Annotated in this window: 21 protein-coding genes; 8 read left to right on the plus strand and 13 right to left on the minus strand. The window is 63.1% G+C overall.

What is annotated here, in order from left to right:
- Positions 1-65: 65 nt before the first annotated feature.
- Both NMAG_RS05140 and NMAG_RS05145 read left to right on the plus strand, forming a co-directional pair.
- On the plus strand, positions 66-3005 hold the full coding sequence (locus NMAG_RS05140; protein ID WP_004216928.1) for a YegP family protein: 2940 nt from the start codon (positions 66-68) through the stop codon (positions 3003-3005).
- Between the two features lie 91 nt (positions 3006-3096).
- Positions 3097-3873 (plus strand): 4-phosphopantoate--beta-alanine ligase, encoded by a 777-nt coding sequence (locus NMAG_RS05145; protein WP_049916413.1) that lies wholly within the window; start codon positions 3097-3099, stop codon positions 3871-3873.
- A gap of 443 nt (positions 3874-4316) precedes the next feature.
- Here NMAG_RS05145 and NMAG_RS05150 read toward each other — a convergent pair whose 3' ends face one another.
- Both NMAG_RS05150 and NMAG_RS05155 read right to left on the minus strand, forming a co-directional pair.
- Positions 4317-4628 carry a hypothetical protein gene (locus NMAG_RS05150; protein ID WP_004216930.1) on the minus strand — a complete coding sequence of 104 codons (312 nt, stop codon included), beginning with the start codon at positions 4626-4628 and terminating at the stop codon, positions 4317-4319.
- Positions 4629-4687: 59 nt separating this feature from the next.
- Positions 4688-5338: a hypothetical protein gene (locus tag NMAG_RS05155; RefSeq protein ID WP_004216931.1), complete on the minus strand. Its 651-nt coding sequence runs from the start codon at positions 5336-5338 to the stop codon at positions 4688-4690.
- Between the two features lie 171 nt (positions 5339-5509).
- On the opposite strand from NMAG_RS05155, the gene NMAG_RS05160 reads away from it, so the two are divergent.
- From NMAG_RS05160 to NMAG_RS05170, 3 genes are all read left to right on the plus strand, one after another.
- The gene (locus NMAG_RS05160) at positions 5510-6694 is read left to right on the plus strand and encodes a DUF7344 domain-containing protein (RefSeq protein ID WP_004216933.1); all 1185 of its coding nucleotides are present in this window, start codon (positions 5510-5512) and stop codon (positions 6692-6694) included.
- A gap of 103 nt (positions 6695-6797) precedes the next feature.
- The gene (locus NMAG_RS05165; RefSeq protein WP_004216934.1) at positions 6798-7778 is read left to right on the plus strand and encodes a tyrosine--tRNA ligase; all 981 of its coding nucleotides are present in this window, start codon (positions 6798-6800) and stop codon (positions 7776-7778) included.
- Between the two features lie 182 nt (positions 7779-7960).
- The gene (locus tag NMAG_RS05170) at positions 7961-8908 is read left to right on the plus strand and encodes a biotin--[acetyl-CoA-carboxylase] ligase (protein ID WP_004216935.1); all 948 of its coding nucleotides are present in this window, start codon (positions 7961-7963) and stop codon (positions 8906-8908) included.
- A gap of 75 nt (positions 8909-8983) precedes the next feature.
- On the opposite strand, the gene NMAG_RS05175 is transcribed toward NMAG_RS05170, so the two are convergent.
- The 4 genes from NMAG_RS05175 to NMAG_RS05190 form a co-directional block, all read right to left on the minus strand.
- The gene (locus tag NMAG_RS05175) at positions 8984-9460 is read right to left on the minus strand and encodes a universal stress protein (RefSeq protein ID WP_004216937.1); all 477 of its coding nucleotides are present in this window, start codon (positions 9458-9460) and stop codon (positions 8984-8986) included.
- A gap of 85 nt (positions 9461-9545) precedes the next feature.
- Positions 9546-10583 carry an amidohydrolase family protein gene (locus tag NMAG_RS05180; RefSeq protein ID WP_004216938.1) on the minus strand — a complete coding sequence of 346 codons (1038 nt, stop codon included), beginning with the start codon at positions 10581-10583 and terminating at the stop codon, positions 9546-9548.
- Between the two features lie 129 nt (positions 10584-10712).
- Entirely contained in the window at positions 10713-11945 is a 1233-nt protein-coding gene (locus tag NMAG_RS05185) for an HD domain-containing protein (protein ID WP_004216939.1), read from the minus strand.
- A 104-nt stretch (positions 11946-12049) separates the two neighbouring features.
- A complete protein-coding gene (locus NMAG_RS05190; protein ID WP_004216940.1) occupies positions 12050-12322 on the minus strand; it encodes a DUF7385 family protein in 273 nt (90 codons plus the stop codon).
- A 168-nt stretch (positions 12323-12490) separates the two neighbouring features.
- Here NMAG_RS05190 and NMAG_RS05195 point away from each other — a divergent pair, with 168 nt between their 5' ends.
- Entirely contained in the window at positions 12491-12751 is a 261-nt protein-coding gene (locus tag NMAG_RS05195) for a hypothetical protein (RefSeq protein ID WP_004216941.1), read from the plus strand.
- A gap of 44 nt (positions 12752-12795) precedes the next feature.
- The gene (locus tag NMAG_RS05200; RefSeq protein WP_004216942.1) at positions 12796-13026 is read left to right on the plus strand and encodes an Lrp/AsnC family transcriptional regulator; all 231 of its coding nucleotides are present in this window, start codon (positions 12796-12798) and stop codon (positions 13024-13026) included.
- A gap of 46 nt (positions 13027-13072) precedes the next feature.
- On the opposite strand, the gene NMAG_RS05205 is transcribed toward NMAG_RS05200, so the two are convergent.
- The 7 genes from NMAG_RS05205 to NMAG_RS05235 form a co-directional block, all read right to left on the minus strand.
- Positions 13073-14221 carry a Gfo/Idh/MocA family protein gene (locus tag NMAG_RS05205; protein ID WP_004216943.1) on the minus strand — a complete coding sequence of 383 codons (1149 nt, stop codon included), beginning with the start codon at positions 14219-14221 and terminating at the stop codon, positions 13073-13075.
- A 92-nt stretch (positions 14222-14313) separates the two neighbouring features.
- The gene (locus NMAG_RS05210) at positions 14314-15414 is read right to left on the minus strand and encodes a methionine synthase (protein ID WP_004216944.1); all 1101 of its coding nucleotides are present in this window, start codon (positions 15412-15414) and stop codon (positions 14314-14316) included.
- Positions 15411-16415 (minus strand): cobalamin-independent synthase MetE, encoded by a 1005-nt coding sequence (locus NMAG_RS05215; protein ID WP_004216946.1) that lies wholly within the window; start codon positions 16413-16415, stop codon positions 15411-15413. Before NMAG_RS05215 ends, NMAG_RS05210 begins: the two co-directional genes overlap by 4 nt.
- Before the next feature lie 215 nt (positions 16416-16630).
- Positions 16631-17839: an outer membrane protein assembly factor BamB family protein gene (locus NMAG_RS05220; protein ID WP_004216948.1), complete on the minus strand. Its 1209-nt coding sequence runs from the start codon at positions 17837-17839 to the stop codon at positions 16631-16633.
- Positions 17840-17894: 55 nt separating this feature from the next.
- The gene (locus NMAG_RS05225) at positions 17895-18527 is read right to left on the minus strand and encodes a HemK2/MTQ2 family protein methyltransferase (protein ID WP_049916405.1); all 633 of its coding nucleotides are present in this window, start codon (positions 18525-18527) and stop codon (positions 17895-17897) included.
- A 1-nt stretch (position 18528) separates the two neighbouring features.
- Positions 18529-19698: a mechanosensitive ion channel family protein gene (locus NMAG_RS05230; protein ID WP_004216950.1), complete on the minus strand. Its 1170-nt coding sequence runs from the start codon at positions 19696-19698 to the stop codon at positions 18529-18531.
- A gap of 118 nt (positions 19699-19816) precedes the next feature.
- Positions 19817-20662 (minus strand): 16S ribosomal RNA methyltransferase A, encoded by an 846-nt coding sequence (locus NMAG_RS05235; protein ID WP_004216951.1) that lies wholly within the window; start codon positions 20660-20662, stop codon positions 19817-19819.
- Between the two features lie 120 nt (positions 20663-20782).
- Here NMAG_RS05235 and NMAG_RS05240 point away from each other — a divergent pair, with 120 nt between their 5' ends.
- A complete protein-coding gene (locus tag NMAG_RS05240; RefSeq protein ID WP_004216952.1) occupies positions 20783-21298 on the plus strand; it encodes a response regulator in 516 nt (171 codons plus the stop codon).
- Positions 21299-21401: the final 103 nt, after the last annotated feature.

Genomic DNA, 21401 nt, shown 5'->3' on the forward strand with positions numbered 1-21401 from the left:
TGTCTGTTCTGCCAGGTGGCCGGAGGTTTATTATGATGGGTTGCAGTTCTCCGCTCACATTTCGAATGTCTTCACCAAGTGACGTTCACCACAAACTGTACCGGCTGTACGAACGCTACGTCGGCGAACCCGACTCGACGAAGGATGTCTACGGCTACTGGCTGTTCATCGTCGGCTACGTCGTTGCTGCGGCGGCCGTATTCACGTTCGTTGCCGGCTATGCGGGGGATGCAGATACGTACGGGCTAATCAGGGCCTCGGGTGTGACCGCGGCGACAGGGCTTGCACTCTGCCTGTTCGGGATCGTTCTCATGCTTCCAGTTCGAAGACGAGGAATTCAGGCGAGTGTGTTGGGACTGCTGATTTCGTTTGGTGGCGTTGCGTTCTTCGCGTGGGCGTATCCGTACAATTGGCGAGAACTCGGCACGGACTACAGCGTTCACGTCATCCTCGTCTACACGGTCGGGATTGGGATCATCGCGGGTGTTACTGCGCTCGTTCCCGTTCTGACCGGCCGGAAAGGGATGTTCGTCGAGGAGGAAGGAGAAACGGAAGATCCGCCGATTCTCACCGGAGATGCACTGGAGGGTGCACAGTTCGCTGTCTTCCGTGACGACAACGGCGACTGGAAGTGGAACGTTCTCCATCTCGAAGCGCTGGCGACGAGCAACGAGAGCGCCGTGACTCGACCGAAGGCCACCGAGGGAATTGAACGCGTCCAGTCCCAGATCAGTTCAGCTGGACTGATGGAGCTCACCACGTCCGCGTTCCGGCTCTACGAGGACAGAGATGGGAGCTGGCAGTGGACGCTCGCCCGAGACGACGGCAGCGTCGTCGGCACCTGTGCTGGCGAGTTTAGCGAGCGCGATGGGGCTGAGGAGTCCGTGAGCTTCCTCAAAGATCGTGGACCAACGGCAGACGTGATCGAAATCGACGGCGCGGCGTTCACGTACGCCGAAGAACGCGACCAGTGGCACTGGCAACTGGTGGACGACGAGCGGTTGCCGCTGGCTTCGGGTGCGAACGGCCACGGCACCCAGGAGAACGCCGAGACGGCCGCACGCACGTTCGCCGAGCGGTTCGACCAGGCACGCGTACTCGACCTCGAACACGTTGGTGCCGAACTCTACGACCGAACGGACGACAGCGGCGCGAACGGCTGGTCCTGGCGCTTCGTCGACGAACAGGATTCACCGCTTGCCGCCGCAACCGACGCGTACGACGCCCGGCGCGACGCAGAGGAAGCTGCGGATGCACTGCTTTCGGAACTCGGCAGTGCGTCGGTGACGGTGGCTGGCGAACCAACCTACGAACGCTACCAGACCGGCGACCAGTGGCGCTGGCGGCTGGTCGGCGAGTCCGAACACGTTGTCGCCCAAAGTCCAAGCGACGCCGAAACCGAGGCCGACGCGACTCACGAGACCGACACCTTCGGAGCACACGCCCGCGACGCCGACGTCGTCGAAATCGAGGACGCGGAGTACGAGGTCTATCCGACCGACAGCCAGGAACTAACCTACGAGGAGGGCGACGCACTGCCTGCAACGTCCGACGAGCAGCAGATGGTGTCGACCGACGGCGGCACGGCGACGGCCGAGGGGGAGGACGGCGCAGACGACGGCCGCTCCTGGCACTGGCGTCTCGTCACCGAAGACCGCGACGTGATCGCCGGAAGCACCGAACCCCACTACGACGCCGAGACGGCGACCGAAGCGATCCAGCGCGTTCGCGAGCAAGCGAGCGAAGCCGAACTCATCGAGTTCGAGGAGGCTGCCTTCCAGGTCTACGAAGCCGATGACGGCGAGTGGCGCTGGCGGCTCATCGACGAGGACGGCAACGTCCTCGCAGACAGCGGTGCAGAACACACCTCCCGCGGCGAGGCCGCAGAAGCGATGATGACGCTCAAAGAGCAGGCGCCGGACGCCGAACTGCTCGAAATCGAAACGGCAGCCTTCGAGCTCTTCGTCAACGAGGACAACGAATGGGGCTGGCGACTTATCGACGAAGCCGGTCAGCTCGTCGCCGAAGATCCGTCGACGCACCCAACCCGCGGTGCCGCGCGCAAGGCGATGAACCGACTCCTCGAGTACCTCGACTCTGACGTGCGGACCATGGAAGATGCGATCTTCCAGCCGTACGCAGCGGACGACTGGCACTGGCGGTTCGTCCTGCCAACCGGGGAAACGGTCGCCGTTGCCGGTGACACCTACGCGACACGCGACGAACTCGTCGATGCCATCCCTGCCGTTCGCGACGCAGCCGAATCCGCACAGGACTACACGATCGGCAACGTCACGATCCAGCTCTACCGCAGCGGTGATTGGAGCTTCCGACTCCTCGACCGCGATCGCAAGGAGATTGCCGACGCGACTGACACCTACGCGGAACGCGACGCCGCACTCGAGATCGTCGAAGATCTCAAAGCACACGCCGACGATGCCCCGATCTTCACGATCGAGGACGCCGCGATCCGCGTCACTGACGCTGACACGGACGACGGCTGGACATGGGACCTCGTCGACCGCGAGCGCACCGTCCTCGCAAGCGCCGTCGACACGGTGGCGAGCCGCGAGGAACTTCACGAGGAGATCGAAACTGTCCGCCAGCTCGCACCGATGGCCGGCCGTGTCGACTTCGACGTTGCCTCGTTCGAACTCGTCGCCGACGAGGACGACCGCTGGCAGTGGCGGCTCATCGACGAGGACGGCCACACGGTCGCCACCGGCTCCGAATCACACGAATCGAGCGAGGCCGCTCGTGAGGCACTCGAGAACGTCCGCGAACTGATCGACGCAGCGAGCATCCTCGAGATCGACAGCGTCTCCTTCGAACTCCATACCGCGGAGGACGAGAACGAGGATGGCTGGGTCTGGCGGCTGGTCGACGAGTACGGCTCGACGATGGCCCAGAGCACGCAGGTTTACGAGTCCCGGACGGACGCCCGTGAGGCGATGAACAACGTGAAAGCGGAAGCCCCAGAGGGCTGGATCACGTTCACGGAGTAATCGCACTGTAGCACGGTGCCGAACAACTGAGTACGGCCCCTGTTTTTTGCAGATCGGTCTCCTTTTTATCGACGCACTCGAGTCTTCGGTCGTGAGCGAGTACGACACCGTCTCGGCAGATGTCCAACACGAGGAGGAGATACCGGAGGACCATCCCAGATATCAGGATCTGATTACCCGCCACCGGATCGAGAACGGTGTCGAGAAAGGGATTACGCACTTGCAGGGGATGCACGCCGAGGGACGCGGGAGCGCGTTCGACTACTTGTTGGGCGAGGAGACGATTCCGAGCGCCGACGCGGCAGAGCGGGCGGCGGCAGCGCACCTTCTGCTGGCCGAGCAGCCGGTGTTGTCGATCAACGGGAACGTCGCCGCACTGGTGCCCGGCGAGATGGTCGACCTGGCCGACGCCGTAGATGCTGATCTCGAGGTGAATCTCTTCAACCGGACGCCGGAGCGAATCGAAGCGATCGCCGAGCACCTGCGCGAGCACGGTGCCGAGGGCGTGAAAGGACTGACTGCGGACGCTCGCATCCCGAATCTTGACCACCAGCGGGCGAAAGTCGACGCTGACGGCATCTACGCGGCAGATGTAGTGGTCGTCCCCCTCGAAGACGGCGACCGAGCGGAGGCCCTCCAAGAGATGGAGAAGACCGAAATCGTGATCGACCTGAATCCGCTCTCGCGCTCGCCGCAGGTCGCCGAGATTCCGATCGTCGACAACATCATTCGAGCGGTGCCGAACATGACGGCACACGCAGAGGAGCTTGCGACGGCGAGCGAGGCGGAACTGCGGGCGATTATCGAGGAGTTCGACCGCGAGCACGCGCTGGAGGCGGCCGAGGAACGGATCCGGAACGGTGTCTAGACGGGCAGTCGTGTCGTTTCCATCTTTTGCGTCGCTGTCGCTACACAACTGAGTCTACGGCTTCGCTACAGACGTGGGTCGGTGTCGAACGTATCCATCACCAGCGTCTGTACCGGGTGTATAAGCGAAAGTCCCCAGAGGGCCAGTGACACATATACAAACCCAAAGAACGGACCACTGTTTTCGGGCAGAGACTGCAGCGCCAAGATAGCGGCTGTCAGCGCACCTATGCCTAAACAGACCGATTGTGCGTATTTCTCCACACTTTACTTCTCTGATACAGGCATAAATACATGGCTTATATACTGTTGCACTGGCGCTTTCTACTTCAGCATACGGCTATCCATCATCAGAGCCAACAATTGACGGTTTGTCCGGTCAGCGCGGAAAGGCCCTCCCCATAATTAATCGAATCACTCGTGGAGACGCCAGTTACTCCTCTCTCAACGGAGATGTCGCCACCGAGACGGCCGATCCCGCCAGAACGTTACCAGTGCCATCCCGAAACTTCCTAGCAGACAGAGCCACAGCAAGCCGCCCACCGTCAGCCCGATGGCGGACGGAATCGAGACGAGCGTCCCCTCTTCGAGCCTGAGAACGAGCGTAAACACGAACCAGAAGCCAAAGCCCCACGCGAAGTACTTCCAGCTCCTGTGTGGCGTCGTGTACGCCCTGCCCGCGAACATGAGAAGGAGTCCGACCAGTGGCAGCGCGAGATCCGTGAGACCTGCCGGGCCACCGATCCACTCGAGCATCGACTCTCTGTGTTAGCTCTCTCACTATTATAATTGTGGTTGACGGAGACCGCCGGCCACTACTGGTCGACGATCCGCGGCGAAACACCGTCCCGTTCGTCGTCTCGATCGATCGTCAGTGAGCCGTCGCCGTCCATGAACGGCAGCGTCGACCGTATTGCGGCGAGGTGCTCTTCTATCTGGTAGTACGACAGCGAGAAATACTCACTCGCCTGGCGAGCTGGCGAGTCGTCGATTTCGAACTCGATCCCCCGTCCCTCGAGTTCCTCGCCCGCGTAGTTCGTGAGCCAGCGCCGGGCGAGGGTAACGCCCTTCTCGGCGTCGTAGCCGTGTGTAGCGTAGTGTTTGTACGGATGGCGAATCCACGAACACTCCCAGTGAGCGTAGACGTCGACGCCGGCCTCGTTCTCGAGTTCGTGCAAGACGATGTGGACCTGGTACGACGAGAGTGGCGACGGTCGCCAGACCCACGACCCCTCGGAGGTGTTGCCGTCGGTACGCACCTTCAGCGCCGCGATGGGATTGCGCGAGAAGCCGAGCGAGGAGAGAATCTCCTCGAGCGTCTCCTCCGAGCAGTGGGCGGTGAGCGCGTACTCGTCGGCGGAGGTGTGGCTGATGGCGTAGCCGTCGAAACTACCCTGCAACAGGTAGTGGATCTGTGGAATGAAACTGCGGCGAACGGCGTTGACGAAGTCCTCGGTGTACCCCATACGAGTGAGACTCCACGCGCTCGATGGGAATGAGTGTTCGGCAGGCAACGGTCACGTGTGGGCTGGGTCCCGGCGTTTTCCTGTGTTGGCGCTGCTGTGAGTCGACGCTTTCGTCTGTCGCTCCCAGACACAGTCAAGGATTTTTGGCTATTGCGGACAGACCATTGGTTGATGGACTACGGAACCGGACCAACCGGGGACGAGGGCGACTCGTTATCCGCGCTCTTTGCCTCTCTCGCCCGCGAGCCTCGTCGTCACCTCCTCGGCGTGCTGTACGAGCACGCCTCCGATTCACTCTCACTGTCCGCGTGCGCAACGCGGGTCGTCTCCAGAACGACGGACACACCGCGTGAAAACGTCTCGGAAACGGCCATACAGCAACTGCGCGTCTCGCTCCATCACGTTCACCTGCCAAAACTCGCCGACGCCGGATTGATCGACCGCGACACTGCCACTCAGACTGTGACGCTCGCAGATCACTCTGCGTATCGGGATTCAGCGATCGTCAACACGATTCGGTCAGCGGACAGGGCACGTGCCGACTCGCTCGATGCGGTGTTCGATGCGCTCGCAGACTCCCGCCGGCGTAGTATCCTCGCCTGTCTCAATCACTCCTTTCAGGAAATTCACCTCGAAACGCTTGCCCGAGATGTCGCGACGAGAGAGCAGGCCACCACCGACACGACAGCACCCGAGTCCGGACTGGTCACCGACCAGCTCCTCGCCAGCCTCGAACACACGCACCTCCCGACGCTTGCGGCAGCAGACCTGATCGACTTCGATACCGATGCGCGGACGGTTTCCTACAGCGGCCATCCGGCTCTGTGTGTCTCCTGGTTGCACTCTGTTCTCAACCCCGACCTCCGGATGCACCTGACAGAGCCCTCGCCGGACGACGGCGTCCGATCGATCGATGGACGCGAGGCGATCGTCGCCTACAGCCAGTCGCTCCTCGAGCGAGCCGACGAGGAACTATTCTCGGTCTTCACGTCGCCGCGGCTACTCGAGTCCGGTTGCTTTGCGCGCGCTATGGACGCGGCCCGACGTGGAGTCGACGTCTACCTCGGCACGACCGATCCGGTCGTCCGTGAACTCGTCCGAGCGAACGCTCCAACAATCTCTCTCTGGGAACCGACCGACGAGTGGCTGTCCCTCTCCGTCCAGGGAGAGACTGTCGGCCGTCTCGTACTCGCCGACCGCGAGTCGCTCCTGTTCGGGTCGCTCGGCGAACGGCTCGAGAACCACCGCTATGCGGAAACAGCACTAATTGGCGACGGAGAGGCCGCCCACCAGCTTCTGGGAGCCCATTTCGACCGGATCGATCAGAAAGTGCAGGAACTCGAGTCGGCTTCGTGATCAGGCCGGCCGTCGTTCGAATCACGACCATCGCGTATCGTCCGCTATGCGAACATCGTTCAAGAACGCATAAGCCCGTCCGTTGATTCAGGTGAGACAAGCCATGGAGACGTACGATCTGATCACGCGAAACGCCGAGGAAGTCGTGACCGATGAGGAGGTGCGCGAGCTCGCCGATGAGCCGGACGGAACGCGCGCCTACGTCGGTTACGAGCCCTCGGGCGTGCTCCACCTCGGGCACCTGCTAACTGCGAACAAACTCATCGACCTTCAGGACGCCGGCATGGAGGTCGTTGTCCTCCTCGCGGACGTCCACGCCTACCTGAACGGGAAGGGAACCTTCGAGGAGATCCGCGAGACTGCAGAACAGATGAAAGCCCAGTTCATCGCCTACGGACTCGACGAGGACAACACCGAGTTCGTCTACGGCTCCGAGTTCCAGCTCGACGAGGAGTACACCCTCGACCTGCACGAACTCGAACTCGCGACGACGCTCAACCGCGCCCAGCGCGCGATGGCCGAGATTCAGGGCGGCGAGACCGCGAAGGTGAGCCACGTCGTCTACCCGCTGATGCAGACGCTCGACATCGAGTACCTCGACCTCGATCTGGCCGTCGGCGGTCTGGATCAGCGCAAGGTCCATATGCTCGCCCGCGAGGAACTCCCAGAGCTGGGCTACGACGTGCGTCCTGCACTCCACACGCCCATCATCGCCGACCTCACCAGCGGCGAGGGCAAGATGTCCTCGAGCGAGGGCGTCACCATTTCGATGGAAGATTCCACCGAGGAACTCGAGGAGAAGGTCAACTCGGCGTTCTGTCCGCCGACGCGTGATCCCGAGGGTGACCTCGAGAACCCCGTGCTCGAACTGTTCGAGTACCACGTCTTCCCGCGCTTCGACGAAATCGTCGTCGAGCGCCCCGAGGAGTACGGTGGCGACCTGACCTACGACGACTACGAGACGCTGGCGGCTGATCTCGAGTCCGGCGACCTCCATCCGGCCGATGCGAAGGGGACGCTCGCGACGTACCTTGACGAACTCATCGCGCCGGGTCGCGAGAAGTTGCGCGAGATTCGGGCCTGATACTGCCGGACAGAAGTCAGCGAGAAGTCGGTCGCGAAGTCGTGGCCGTCACCTTCGGGGCCGGCCGCAGTAGCGCGACCGATCTTCGAATAGTTCTGTCGGCAGTATGAACGGCGACGAACGAAGCGATTGGCTCGCGTCAATCCTGCTGATTGAAGTACGAGCGCTTCCCGCGTTCGCGCATGAACGAGACGCGACGTGCAATTCTCGACGCGATTGTTGACGGCCCCGTCTCCGGTCCTGAGCTTGCGGACTCGCTGTCCGTCTCGCGGGCCGCCGTCTGGAAACACGTCGACGCACTTCGTGAGGCCGGCTTCGAAATCGAGAGCGGCCCGTCGGGGTACGAACTCGTCTCGGCGGACGCCTACAGCGGTCCCGCAGTCGAGTTCGGCCTTGAAGCCCCCTTCACTGTCGAGTACCACGACGCAGTCGGGAGTACGAACGCCGTAGCGCGTGATCGTGCAACCGACGGCGCGGCGGACGTGGTCGTCCTCGCAGACGAACAGACGGGCGGTCGCGGCCGACTCGAGCGCGAGTGGTCCTCGCCCGCGGGCGGCGTCTGGCTGAGCATCGTGACGCGCCCGGCGATCACGCCGGCCCGCGCGCCGCTCTACACGCTCGCCGCCGCAGTTGCGACGACCCGCGCGGCGCGCGAGGCAGGTGTCGATGCTCGTATCAAGTGGCCCAACGACGTGGTCGTTCCCGTCGACGAGGACGGCGCGTACCGAAAGCTCGCAGGAATCCTCACCGAGATGGAGGGCGAAACTGATCGTGTCGAGTGGCTCACCGTCGGTATCGGCGTCAACGCGAACCTCGATGCAGACGGATTGCCCGACGGTGCCACGACGATCCGCGACGAAGCCGGCGAGGACGTCGACCGGCGCGTGTTCGTCCAGCGACTCCTCGAGGAGTTCGACGCTGTGCGGGCCGACCTCGACGGCGTCGTCCCAGCCTGGCGCGAGCTTGCGCTCACGCTCGGTCAGCGCGTCCGTGTCGACCGATCATCGGGCGCGCTCGTCGGTGAGGCGGTCGACATTTCCGATTCTGGCGCACTCGTCGTCGAATCCGAGGAGTCGGGGAAACGAGAAACAGTCGCTGCTGGCGACTGCGAGCATTTACGTCCGGTTTGAGCCCGATTGCGAGCATCTGCAACCGGTTTGTGAACGACTCTGTTCGTCTCTCGCAACTGTCCCTCGCGCTGCGACTCACTCTACCGCAACCTGCGACTCACTCGGCTGCTCTGGCACCTCTGGCGGATCGACCTGCACCGTCAGCACCGGCACCGGTGCCTGTCGGACCACGCGCTCGGTCACACTGCCGAGAAGTAATCGGTCGATCCCACCTCGTCCATGAGTCCCCATCACCACCAGATCGCACCTCGACGGTCTCGCTTCGTCGACAATCACCCGGCTCGGCGACCCCTCGAGTATCGCCGTTTCGACATCGAGGTCGTCCGGCGCGAGTTCTCTGACCCGCTCGACCGCCGCCTCACCCTCGTCTCGCAACGCGTTGCTAATCCCATCCCAGGCAGTCTCCATCGGCAGCCCCCCGTACCCGCTGACGTTCACGACGTACAGCGCCCTGATTGTCGCATCGTGGGCGCGAGCCAGGTCGAACGCGTACTCGAGTGCGCGCTCGCCCTCGGCGGAACCGTCCGTCGGAACGAGGATACAGTCGTACATTGTGCTATGATAGTATATGGCATGGGCGCTATAAGAACGTTTTCGTGAAAATCGTGACCCTCAATCCGTCTGAAGTTGGGATAGATTACTCGGAGGGGGGTGCCGTGTGGACCTCGCGCACGTCGTCGACGCCGGCCCGTCGTACGACGGCGCGGACGAGGTCCTGTGCTCCCGTGAGATTAGCGGAGTCGCCGTCGAGGACCTGCAGGCGTGCCTCTCGTCCGGGTTCGATCACGCCGTAGTCGAGGCCGGCGATTTCGGCCCCGTTGATCGTCGCCATCCGCAGAATCTCGGTCGCAGAGAGGTCTGAGAGTTTGGCGAGGAACTCCATCTCACGGAACATCGACGGCGAGTTCAACATGACGTTGTCGGTGCCGAGCGCGAGCGTCGTCCGCTCGGCGAGTTCAGTGTACGGAGAGAGTCCGACGTCAGTAACCAGATTCGAGCGCGGACAGACGACGATCGGCACGTCCTGTTCGTCGACCCGCTCGAGATGGTCCGGTTCGGGGTGAACCATGTGAACGAGGAAATCGGGCTCCAGATCGAGCGCCGGGTCGATGTCACTCGCGTCGACCTCGCCGGCGTGAATGCCGAACGGCTTGTCCGCCTCGCGCGTCGCCGTCCGCTCCTCGCCGAACTCGGAATCGTTGGCCCCGCTCGCGCCGAAGCCGTCCCCGGCGTGCATTGCGTCGATAGAGCCGCGGGCGAACGCGAGCGCGTCGATGGCCCCAGCTGCGGCGGTGGTCGCCTCTCGGAGCATCTCGACACCCGCCACGTCGCCCTCGCGAAACTCGAGACAGGCCGCGGTTCCGCTTCGGTGCATGAACTCGAGTGAGGTGGTCATCGCGGCGACGAGTTCCTCGCGCGAGGCGGCCCGGAGCAGGCGGTGTTTCAGGCCGTCCGGCGGGGCGACGAGTTCCTCGAGCGAGAGGCCGCCGCCGGCCTCCTTGGCGATGGAGTCGCCGATGTGGGTGTGGGCGTTGACGAACGCCGGGAGGATGATATCAGTCGAGTCGACGGATTCCTCCTCGATGGCCTCGATTCGGCCGTCGTCGTCGATAACGATCCGTCCCTCGACGGGAGTGAACTCGCGGCCGCAAAGAATCGTGCCCGTTCGTTCCATGCGTGTGTGTTTGTGGGCAGTTCCATCAACGGTTCGTTCGATTCCGGGTTGAACGGTTCGTTCGATTCCGGGTTGAACGGTTCGTTCGATTCCGGACTGGCAGCGAACAGTGCTGGGACGGTTTCCGTTCTACTCCGCGAACTGATCCAGCGTCGTATCCAGCCCGTCCCGAACCTCGCTGACCAGCGCGCCGTCGATATCGAGGCCCAGCACGTCGACTGCGGCGTGGCCGACCTGCTCTTGCAGTTCCGGCGGCGAGTAGACGCCCAGTCGCCACTGGGAGTACTGCGCCGCCCGCAGCGCCTCGACCAGCGGGGACTGCTGCTCGAGTCGGCGAATGTCCCCGTTCACCATCACGCGCGAGGACGACTCAGTCATCGACGGCCGACTCGGCACATCGAGGATGACACTCGACGGATCAACGTCCGCTCGTGCAGCGATATCCTGCTCGAACTCGCGGATTGCCTCGTGTTCGGCTTCGATGACACCGCCCGGCACGTCGTCGATTTCGGCCCAGACGGCCCGCTTGAACAGGTCCCGCTGGTCGTAGCGCCGGGAAAACTCCTGGGTCGACTCACACGAGCGCAGTGCGACGATCAGGTCGTAGTCGTCCATCCGCTGCAACGTTGCTGCGTCGACGTCGGTATCAGGGGACTCGAGTAGCCGCTCGCTGGCACGCCGGAGCATCGCCTTGCTGATCCGGGCGACGCTGTGGCTGTAGACGGTTGGGTTCATCAGTGCGCGGGCGACGAGCAAGCTCTCGGCGGCCTGGACGTTGCCCTCGTCGAGGACGAGTTCGTCGTCGACGAAGACGAGTTCGCGGATCAGCCGGCCGTGGTCGATGGTGCCGTAGGGGACGCCGGTGTGGTGGGCGTCGCGTACGAGGTAGTCCATGCGGTCGACGTCGAGTTCGCCGGAGACGAGTTGGCCAAAGCGGCCCTCGCCGGCGACGAGGTCGGCGACGGCGTCTGGATCGATGTCGTGGTCGCGCAGGACGTCGCCGACTTCGCCGTCCGCGAGGAGGCTGTGGACGTCGTCGTGGTAGCGGCCGGTCCGGCGGTAGGTCAGCGATTCGAGGTTGTGGCTGAACGGGCCGTGACCGACATCGTGCAGCATGGCTGCGGCCTGGACGCGATCGGCCTGCTTTCCGTCGACGCCGAGGTGATCGAGGGCCTCACAGGCGATGTGGTAGACGCCGAGGCTGTGTTCGAAGCGGGTGTGATTTGCGGAGGGGTAGACGAGTGAGACAGTGCCCAGTTGGGCGATCCGCCGAAGTCGCTGGACGGCAGGGGTGTCGACGAGATCCCGGGCGACGCCGTCCACGGAGATGTGGTCGTGGACGCTGTCCTTGATGATCTTCATACCCGCCGTTGCGGCGCTATCGTAGAAAAACTGTCGTGAGCGCCCGAGAGCCCGGTGTACGAATCTGTCGGTTAGTGGTGGTATCAGTTCTGCTGGTCGGACGTTCAGTGAGTACACAGAAGCAACTTCTCGTCAGTTCTGGCGAGACAGAACGGCCGCTCTGCCGGCGTCTCGAACGTTGTGGTCTCCTCCTCGGTAACGAATAGCCGATCGAACTCGCGGCCACAGGCTGGACATAGCAGACCCTCCCGGTTCTCGAGTGTCCGTGTCGTTCCCGAGTCCTTCAGGAGTTTGAGCTTCGTTCGGTAGTCGTGCATCGTAAAGCCGTTCTCGAGGTCGATCCGGGCCGTCTCTTGCGTGGCTCGTCGATCCGGCATTTCGTAGTAGTGACTCGTGTGAAATCACATAACCGTTCTCGCCGGCGTTGGTGTGTTGTGCTCCTCACGAGCAAACCGAGCCAGTGTGCTGGACCGACACTAACACAAAAGCGGCCGTCACCTGACGCGTGCGCTTTTACCCGCCTCGCCGTCGTTGAATCAGGTTCGATGACAGAGCTTACCATTCCGCGGGATGCCAACACCGATGAGGCCTCTGCACTGGTCAAAGAACACGTCGAAGTTGGCGACTACGTCGAAGTCCGCGAAGCGGATCGTACTGGTGGTGACGACCCCTCGATGACCGGCGAGGTAACAGGGGTCGAACCTGGCTATCTCGAACTCGACGGCAAATCTCCCGACGAGGGCAGTCCCCGGTACGATGAGCTGCGTATTGTGACGAGAGTCGACGCCGACACCGGTGGGCTCTGAGATGTGGCGCCGTCCAGACGCCGTTTCAGCAGGAGCAGCCACCCATGGTTGAGGCGTACGTGATGATTACGGCTGCCGCCGGAACCGCCCGTACAGTCGCCGAGACGATCTCCGAACTGGATGAGGTCAGCCGTGCACGCATCATTGCCGGTGAGTTCGATATTATCGCCGAGGTCGAAGCAGCGTCGAACCAGGAACTGTTGTCGGTGGTCACGGAAGACATCCAATCTATCGAAAACGTCGGCCACACGCGGACGTGCATCGTTCTAGAATAATGGAGTAAGTGGATAGCGTTTCAGCGCTTCCCGATCTGGGCTGGTACTATTGCCCGATCGTGACCCACTCCCCGCGCTCGTCGCTCTCCTGGATCGCCGTCAGGACGCGCTGGGCGGCCAGTCCGTCGGCAAAGCTTGGGCTGAATTCGCGACCCTCCGCAACAGCGCTCAGGAACTCGTAGTTCTCGTGAACGAACGTGTGCTCCCAGCCGAGGACGTGGCCCGGCGGCCACCAATGGTCGACGTACGGGTCGTCCTCGTCCGTGACGAGAATCGTCTCGTAGCCGCGGTCGCCCTCGCGCAGCACCTCGAGTTCGTTCAGCCGTTCGAGCGAGAAGCGCAGACTCCCCTTCGAGCCGTGAATCTCGATCGTGTGATCGTTCTTGTGTCCCGTCGCGTAGCGGGTCGCCTCGAGTGTCCCCATCGCACCGTTTTCGAACTCGAGATGGGCGGCGTAGGCGTCGTCGACGGTGACGGGTCGGGTTTCGTTGCCGTCGTCGTCTCCGTCGCCGCCCCCCTCTACCGGCCGCTCGTCGACGAACGTCTGTAGATGTCCACTCGCCCGCTCGATATCACCCGCGAGGTCGTCGTCACCCACGAGGAACCGCACCAGATCGACCGTATGCGAGCCGAGGTCACCGAGCGCGCCCGCACCCGCCATCTCCGCGTCGTTGCGCCACGACCAGGCTGCCTCGGGGTCGACGAGCCAGTCCTGTAGGTAGCTGCCGCGGACGTGCCGAATCTCGCCGAGCTCGCCCGACTCGAGTACCCCCTTCGCGTACTGGATCGCCGGCACGAATCGGTAGTTGAACGCGGTACCAGCAGGGACGCTTTCGCCGGCGTCGGCCGCTGCTTCGGCCATCCGCTCGGCATCCTCGAGCGTCGGTGCAAGTGGCTTCTCGCAGAACACTGGCGTGCCGGACTCGAGTGCGGCGATCGATGGCTCGGGGTGGACGTGATTCGGGCCGAGATTGTAGAAGGCGTCGACGTTGTCAATGACGGCTTCCCAATCCGTCGAAACGGAATCGAAGCCGAGTTGGTCGGCGGCTTCGCGCAGACTGTCCTCGTCGCGGCCGACCAGGACGGAGCGTTCGATCTCGGGCGCGTCCGGGAAGAACATTGGCAGGCGCGCCATCGCGTTTGCGTGTGCTTTTCCCATGAATCGATAGCCGAGAACGCCGACGTCGAGGCTCATGGCTGTGCCTTCAGTCGTCGCGCAGTTAGCCGTTTCCGTCGCGAGTACAGGGCCACGCAATCGCGAAGGCACAAAGAAGTCTACCGACCGCCTCAGTCGTCGGCCGGTGCGGGTGCGCCGCGTTCGATATCGATGTTGCCCGCGTCGAGGTCTGCCTCGACGTTGCGGGCGGCTTCGACCATGTTCGCCATCTTGCCGTAGGCGACCTCACGGGGAAGCAGCTTCACACCACAGTCCGGCGAGACGACGAGCTGTTCCGGTGGGACGACCTCCAGCCCCTTCAAAATGTTCTCCTCGATCTGCTCGACGGACTCAACTTCGGCGACGTGGGCGTCCGTGACGCCGAGTGCGAGGTCCTTCGAGAACTCGGGGTCTTTGAAGACATCGAGCTGTTCGTAGTCGCCGTTTGCGAGTTCGAGGTCGAACTCGTCGACGGGGAACTCCAGAATTTCGGGGTAGATACGCGAGTAGTCGCCGTAACAGACGTGGAGGCCGATGCGGACCTCCTCGGGGATGTCGGCGACGATGCGTTCTAACGCCTCGCCAACGATGGCGTGGTCGTCCGGCGTCGTCGCGAGCGCCGGCTCGTCGATCTGGATGTAGCGCGCGCCGGCCTCGACGAGCTTCTCGATCTCTTCGTTGACGAGATCCGCGAGGTCGTAGGTGAGTGCCTCGTCGTCCTCGTAGGCCTCGTTGAACGACCAGTTGGCGAGCGTGTAGGGACCCGTAATCGGAACCTTCACCGGGCGGTCGGTTGCGTCCGCGGTGAACTCGTACTCATCGACCAGCCAGCTCTCGTCGTACTCGACTTCGCTCACGACGGAGGGCTTGTCGAAGTAGTTGTGGCCCCAAACCTTGACCGGGCCGTTGAACTCGTAGCCCTCGATTCGGTGCGCGAAGAACTCGACCATTTCAGTGCGGCGCATCTCACCGTCGACGACAGCGTCGAGGCCGGCACGTTCGTGCTCGGCCGTGATGAGGCGGGCGGCGTCGTCTTTCGCTTCCTGCCAGTCGTCCTCGTCGAACTCGTGGTCAGGGTCCTGGTAGAGTTCCTTCGCGCGGTTCAGCCACTTTGGCTTCGGATAGCTGCCGACGACGGTCGTCAGCAGGAAGTGGTCGTGCTCGTGGTCCTCCGGTCGGAACTGGTCTTTGTTCTCGTTGACTGTCACGGGTGTGTCCTCGTTTGCGCTCATGTGGCTTTCACCTCGGCGAGTTCTGCGGCCGCAGCAAGGGCGGCGAGTTTCTCCTCGAACTTCGCGTACGGCAGGTAGAACGTCTCGGTGTTCGTCGTCAGGTACACCGTCTCGAACTCGGAGACGGGGATCTGGTCGTATACCCAATCCACGCGGTCGCGGATCGCTTCGGGCTCTTCGACGAGCGTGTTCTGCCCGTCGGCGAGGCCGAGGGAAACGTCATCCGTCGCACCGTACTCCTGGATGTTGTAGAGGTTGTCCTCCTGGTTCGCGACGAAGTCGAAGCCAACCGCGTCGACGTCGGCATCGAGCAGGTGTGCGTAGACCTTCTCCTCGAGTGCACCCCAGTATGGCTGGACGACCACGTCGGCATCGACCGCGCCGGCGACCTGGTCGATCGCTTCGCTTGCGCGTTCGTCGACGCCGTCTTCGGGCGCGTTCTCGACGAGCGATGGCTCGAGCAGGAACAGCGTCTCGACATCAGGGAAGGCCTCGGCCTCCGCCTCGAGGAAGTCGGCGATCGCGCCGAGGAACGCGGCCTCGTCACCGTAGTGTTCGTCGGTCGCCAGATCGGCGAGCGAGTATGGGCCGGGGAGGACGGCCTGCAGGGCATCGTCGCCTGCGAGTTCGGCGGCCGTCTCGAGTTCGGTCGCCACGTCACCGGAGGCCTCCAGGTCGGCGTTGACGACGGGCTCTCGATAGAAGTTGTTGTTGTCGTAGTAGCGGACGATGCCGCGCGTTTCGACGGCGTCGTTGACGGCCAGCGGGTGGGCGAGCATGTCGTCCCAGCGCAGTTGGCCCTCGCTGATGCGGTCGAGGCCGGCGTCCTGCTGAACCCCGATCACTTCCTCACGGGCGTCCTCGTAGGCGGCGGTGATTTCACCGCCCTCGTCGCCGCTGATGAGGTCGTGTTTCTGGTGGCCCTTCAGGTCGGAGAGGTCGTCTTTCGCCCAGTCCGGGAGCGGAAAGAGTCCCGGTGTGGTCGAAACGTACTCAGTCATCGTACTGCCGGCTAGGCTATACCGGTGCTTAATATTTTCCATCCTCTGTAATGCATTACAGTAATTTTGTCAGGACGCCGCCGGGGCGGGTTCTTCTCACGGACTGGCATTGGACGGCAGGAGAGGACCCAACAGCGGGAAACAGCAACGCGGAGATACTGGTAGGAGGCGCTCTCCCGACTGCACGACTGCACGACTCCCGGCTGTGGTTGGTGCTACTCGAGTGCAAGCAGTGCAAACTCCTGTTCGTCGACTTCGGCGACGACGTAGAGCACGCCGTCGTCGAGGACAGGACCGGGGCCGACGCGACCGCCGAACTCTCGACGGAACCGGACCGCGGGGCCGTCCGAGAGAACCTCGCCAGGTGTCGGATCGAGCGCGTACAGCGCGTCACCACCGACGAACACTGTCTCACGGCCGTACGCGGGCGCGGTGTGTCGCCAGTCGCCGATGTCGTACTCCCAGTGGGCCGAGCCGGTGTCGGTTTCGAGTGCGGAGAGCGACCCTCTCCCCGCAAGGAAGACGAAGCCGTCCGCGACAGCGATGCCGCGTTCCGTCCAGCCGGTGTCTGCCGACCAGTAGATGTCGTCCGCGTGGCCGGCATCGTCGGTCAGCGCGTAGGTCATCCCATCCCGGCAACTGACATAGATCGTGTTCGAGTCGACGCTTGGTGGTGCCATCGGTGCGGCGGGGAGTTGCCACCGGCGGAATCCAGTGCCGCTGTCGCCAACGACGCAGAGCATTCCCGCTTCCGTCGCGACGACGGTTCCATACCCTCGGTAGAACGCAGCGTGGTCGTGAATCTGCCCGAACAACTCGCGTCGCCACAGTTCCTCGCCGGTGTCGGACTCGAGTGCGACGAGCGTCTCGCCTGCACCGAAGCGCAGTTCGTCCCCAGCGTCGGTCGCCGGTGCCGTCACGCGTCCTGGCTCGTCGAACGACTGGTCCCACACCTGTTCGCCGGTGGTCGCGTCGAGCGCGTACATCGCACTCGATGACGGGACGTACGCGACACCGTTGCGGACCAGCGGTGGTGCTCTGGCGTCCTCGAACGTCCAGAGTTCGTCGCCATCGGCTGTGTCCAGCGCACGAAGCCGCTGTTGTGACTCGAACAAATAGATGATTTCGTCGGCGACGATAGGTTCGTGATAGGTCGTCTGTGTGGTTTCGATACGCCAGCGTTCGGTCACACCCTCGACCGGTGCCTCGCCGTCGGCTACCACACGAGTGTTGGCCGCGTTACAGCCGACGCTCGACCACGAGCCGTTCGCACCGAGAATGTGGTTTCCGGGGTCGGGGAGTTCGTCGACACCAGCGACCGGCGGCTCGCTGGGCGACGGTGACCGGACACGCGATAGACAGCCGGCGAGGGCGGCACTACCAACGAGTGCACTCGCCAGCAGGGAGCGACGTGTGGAGGGCATTAGCCGAGAATGTTAATCCGCCTGAAAAGTAGTTTCGGATTCCAGGTACGGGACTTCAGTAGTGTAACTCGAGTACCGTCAGCGTCTCGAAGGGGAACGACTCGTCGGCGATGGCGACGGCGCTGAAGCCTTCCTCGCCGGCGCGTTCGACCACTTCGTCGACACCGGTGAGGCTACTGACGAGCAGGTAGACGACGCCATCGGGGGCGAGCACGCGGCCGACGGAGGCGAGGAACGGATCGATGACGGCGCGGCCGTCTTCGCCACCCGACAGGGCGTGTTCCATCCAGTCGTCCCACTCGTTTTCGGGTTCGGTCGGCAGGTACGGCGGGTTGAACAGCACGGCGTCGAAGGTGTCGTCGGCGAACGGTGAGACGAGGTCGGCGCGCACGGTCTCGACGGCCCCGCTCCTGCCCGTCCCCTTCTCGCTGCTCTCCTCGCTGCCCTCGCTCCGCGCCTGCCGGACGGCGTGTGGGTTCAGATCCGATGCGATCACGCGCGCGCCCGTTTCGTCGGCGACGCGGTTAGCGACGTAGCCCGAACCGGTGCCGACCTCGAGAATCGTCGCGTCGGGTCCCTCGCGTCCGCGTTTGCTGAGTTGGGAACACGCCGCCTCGGCGAGGAGTTCCGAATCCTCTGCGGGCTGGTACACCTCCGTCTCCATACCGCGTTGCTCTCGTAGATCCATCTCAGTGGTCCTCCGGTTCGGTCATCTGGTACTCCGTGCCGCTGTTCTCCTCGTCCGTCGACGAGGTGCCATCCGGTGTTGCGCCGACGCCCGCGAGGGGCACCTCCGTGTCGGGTCGACTCGAGAGTTCGCGCTGTGGGTACGGGATGCCGATTCCTTCCTCGTCGAACGCCTCCTTGATCGCGTTGATCGCGGCTGTCTGGGTCTGCATGTACCGCCTGGCGCTTGGCTTGTCGATCCAGAGGCGGACGCCAAGCACGACCGAGGAGTCACCGAGTTGTTTGGTGATGACCTGTGGTCCCGGTGCGGAGAGTGACTGTTCGAGGTCGTCGACAGTCTCCTCGGCGAGTTCCGCGGCGCGCTCGATATCTGCGTCATAATCCACGCCGACATCGATTTCGACGCGAAGCCGTCCGCGCTTCGAGCGATTCGTCACCATACTCGAGGAGATGACGTCGTTGGGGATCATAATGTACTCGCCGTCGAAGGAACGGATGCGCGTATTGACGATCGAGATGTCGGTGACTATTCCCTGGTTGTCCTCGACTTCGATCCAGTCGCCGATCTCGAACGGGCGGGCGAACATCAGGACGAAGCCGGCGAGGACGGTACCGAGGACCTGTTGGGCGGCCATCCCAACGACGATGCCGAGGAAGCCGGCACCGACGAGGAGGCCGCCGAGGTCGTCGACCCAGATGCCGAGGATCATCACGAGCGCGACCGACCAGATGATGACCTGCGAGACGCGGTGGGTGATCTCGCGCTGGTGGTCCGTCACGGCCGACGCGGAGCCGAGCACCTCGTCCAGCACGCGCTTGACGAATCGCGTGACGATGAACGAACCGACGATCAGGATGAACGAGACGATCGCCTGTGCGACGACTGCGCCGCTCAGATCGAGCCGGTCCGAGAGTTCGTATATTTCGTCCGTCTGCCCCCAGACGCCGAGGACGATCGCGAGCGAGAGGACACAGGTTCCGATCAACACGACCGTCGAGGCGATATCACCGTACAGCGGCCGGCTGCGGTTGCTAATCCAGGCCTGTAATCGCCTGTAGGTGAGCAACACCGCGACCAGTAACCCGGCGGCTGCGACGGTAACGACGACCCTGAGTTCGGTCGCCTGGAACGTCTCTGCGAGCCAATCGAACCCCGTTATCCCGACATCCATAGCAATTGTTCGTCTCTCGACTCTCTCATCTGTGCAGCTTTGAGTATCCGTCGGTCAGTGCCGAATCGACTCGCGTCGGCTACAGTTCCGTACCACGGTGACCCGTTGCACTCACCGATTACGCCTCCGGCTCGCCGACCTCGCTTGCGAGTTCCGCGAGCGCAGCGAACTCAGCCGGTGCCATCGCACCGGCGCGCTTTTGCAGAACCTCGTCGTCAGCCGCATCGACAACTGCATCTGGCTTCTGGAGCCCCGAAATGTGGGCCGTGTTCCGAATCCCGTTGCGGATCGTCTTGCGCCGCTGCGTGAACAGCGCCTTGACGAACCGGAGGAAGAACGCCTCGTTCTCTACGTCGTACTCCGGCTCCCGCGGAACCAGTCGAACCACCGCACTCTGGACCGCTGGCGGCGGCGAGAACGCCTCCTTCGGAATCGACTCGACGAGTTCGGCGTCGGCGTAGTGCTGGGTTGACACCGACAGCCGGCCGTACTCCGACGTGTTGGGCTCGGCAACCATCCGCTCGGCGAACTCCTGCTGGAACATCAACACGAGCGGACGCTGTTCGGGTAGCAGCCGGAACGTGATCTCACTCGAGACGCCGTAGGGCAGATTCGACACCGAGGACGTAAACTCGGGCAGGTCGACCTCGAGTGCGTCGCCCTCGATCACCGTCAGGCGACCCGCGTCGATCGCATCGCTGAACTCTTCCTGCAGGAACTCGGCGAGCGGTGGATCTCGCTCGACGACGGTGAGCTGGTCATCCGCGCCGATCGTCTCGAGTAGTCGGTCGGTCAGCACGCCGGTGCCGCCGCCGATTTCGAGGACGTGGCTCGTATCGGCGTCGATATCGGTCAGATAGGTCGGCAGGCGGTCGAGGACGCGATCGTCGACGAGAAAGTGTTGATCGCGGTTCGGATCGCCCCGGACGCCCGCGCGGGCGATCAGTCCGTCTGGGTCTCTCATTGCTGGCTGTATGGATGGCAGTGGTGTAAACGCACCGTCTCGCGGTGTCCAGTTCGGTCGCGGTGGCACTTCGTGTGGTCGACCCACGTTGTTTTATTCTCTCGGTGGGAACGCACTGTAATGACGGCCGCAGACAGTCCGATCGACATCTTACTCATCGAGCCGAACCCTGGTGACTCTCGTCTCTTCACGGAATCGTTCCAGGATGCCAGTTTGACTAATACGATTCATACGGTCACGGATGGCGAGTCTGCGCTCGATTTCGTCAACCAGCGCGAGCCCTACGCGGACGAGCCGACACCCGATCTAATCCTCCTCGAACCGCAGTTGCCCCGAACAACCGGCTTCGAAGTGCTCGCGGAGTTGAAGGGCGAACCAGCACTGTGTGAGATACCTGTCGTCGTCCTGACCAGCTCGAGTACGGGTGAAAGAATCGTCAAGTCACACGATATCGAGGCGGACTACTATCTCCAGAAGCCGGTCTCCGCGGACGAGTTTCTCGAGTTCGTCCAGTCGGTTGAGGAGTTCTGGCTGACGATTGTACAGGAGCCAGCAGAGTCATCAGAGTCAGCGGAGTCGCCAGGATCACCGGAGTCGGCGGAAGTGGAGCCAGCACAAGAGCAGCGAACAGAGTAGCTGTGGCGGAAGCGCAATTCAGGGCCCTGAACGAACGATCTGTAGCACGGGACCGATAGTCTGGGTGGTGACGTGGCTCGATATCGGCTGTCGATTCGTGGTT

Source organism: Natrialba magadii ATCC 43099 (genome assembly GCF_000025625.1).
Lineage (GTDB): Archaea > Halobacteriota > Halobacteria > Halobacteriales > Natrialbaceae > Natrialba > Natrialba magadii.

What these genes read in the sequence shown, in the direction of transcription:
- NMAG_RS05140 (WP_004216928.1), top strand. Translation starts at nt 66, where the DNA reads ATGTCTTCACCAAGTGACGTTCACCACAAACTGTACCGGCTGTACGAA.
- NMAG_RS05150 (WP_004216930.1), bottom strand. Translation starts at nt 4,628, where the DNA reads ATGCTCGAGTGGATCGGTGGCCCGGCAGGTCTCACGGATCTCGCGCTG.
- NMAG_RS05155 (WP_004216931.1), bottom strand. Translation starts at nt 5,338, where the DNA reads ATGGGGTACACCGAGGACTTCGTCAACGCCGTTCGCCGCAGTTTCATT.
- NMAG_RS05160 (WP_004216933.1), top strand. Translation starts at nt 5,510, where the DNA reads ATGGACTACGGAACCGGACCAACCGGGGACGAGGGCGACTCGTTATCC.
- NMAG_RS05165 (WP_004216934.1), top strand. Translation starts at nt 6,798, where the DNA reads ATGGAGACGTACGATCTGATCACGCGAAACGCCGAGGAAGTCGTGACC.
- NMAG_RS05170 (WP_004216935.1), top strand. Translation starts at nt 7,961, where the DNA reads ATGAACGAGACGCGACGTGCAATTCTCGACGCGATTGTTGACGGCCCC.
- NMAG_RS05175 (WP_004216937.1), bottom strand. Translation starts at nt 9,460, where the DNA reads ATGTACGACTGTATCCTCGTTCCGACGGACGGTTCCGCCGAGGGCGAG.
- NMAG_RS05180 (WP_004216938.1), bottom strand. Translation starts at nt 10,583, where the DNA reads ATGGAACGAACGGGCACGATTCTTTGCGGCCGCGAGTTCACTCCCGTC.
- NMAG_RS05185 (WP_004216939.1), bottom strand. Translation starts at nt 11,945, where the DNA reads ATGAAGATCATCAAGGACAGCGTCCACGACCACATCTCCGTGGACGGC.
- NMAG_RS05190 (WP_004216940.1), bottom strand. Translation starts at nt 12,322, where the DNA reads ATGCCGGATCGACGAGCCACGCAAGAGACGGCCCGGATCGACCTCGAG.
- NMAG_RS05195 (WP_004216941.1), top strand. Translation starts at nt 12,491, where the DNA reads ATGACAGAGCTTACCATTCCGCGGGATGCCAACACCGATGAGGCCTCT.
- NMAG_RS05200 (WP_004216942.1), top strand. Translation starts at nt 12,796, where the DNA reads ATGGTTGAGGCGTACGTGATGATTACGGCTGCCGCCGGAACCGCCCGT.
- NMAG_RS05205 (WP_004216943.1), bottom strand. Translation starts at nt 14,221, where the DNA reads ATGAGCCTCGACGTCGGCGTTCTCGGCTATCGATTCATGGGAAAAGCA.
- NMAG_RS05210 (WP_004216944.1), bottom strand. Translation starts at nt 15,414, where the DNA reads ATGAGCGCAAACGAGGACACACCCGTGACAGTCAACGAGAACAAAGAC.
- NMAG_RS05215 (WP_004216946.1), bottom strand. Translation starts at nt 16,415, where the DNA reads ATGACTGAGTACGTTTCGACCACACCGGGACTCTTTCCGCTCCCGGAC.
- NMAG_RS05220 (WP_004216948.1), bottom strand. Translation starts at nt 17,839, where the DNA reads ATGCCCTCCACACGTCGCTCCCTGCTGGCGAGTGCACTCGTTGGTAGT.
- NMAG_RS05225 (WP_049916405.1), bottom strand. Translation starts at nt 18,527, where the DNA reads ATGGATCTACGAGAGCAACGCGGTATGGAGACGGAGGTGTACCAGCCC.
- NMAG_RS05230 (WP_004216950.1), bottom strand. Translation starts at nt 19,698, where the DNA reads ATGGATGTCGGGATAACGGGGTTCGATTGGCTCGCAGAGACGTTCCAG.
- NMAG_RS05235 (WP_004216951.1), bottom strand. Translation starts at nt 20,662, where the DNA reads ATGAGAGACCCAGACGGACTGATCGCCCGCGCGGGCGTCCGGGGCGAT.
- NMAG_RS05240 (WP_004216952.1), top strand. Translation starts at nt 20,783, where the DNA reads ATGACGGCCGCAGACAGTCCGATCGACATCTTACTCATCGAGCCGAAC.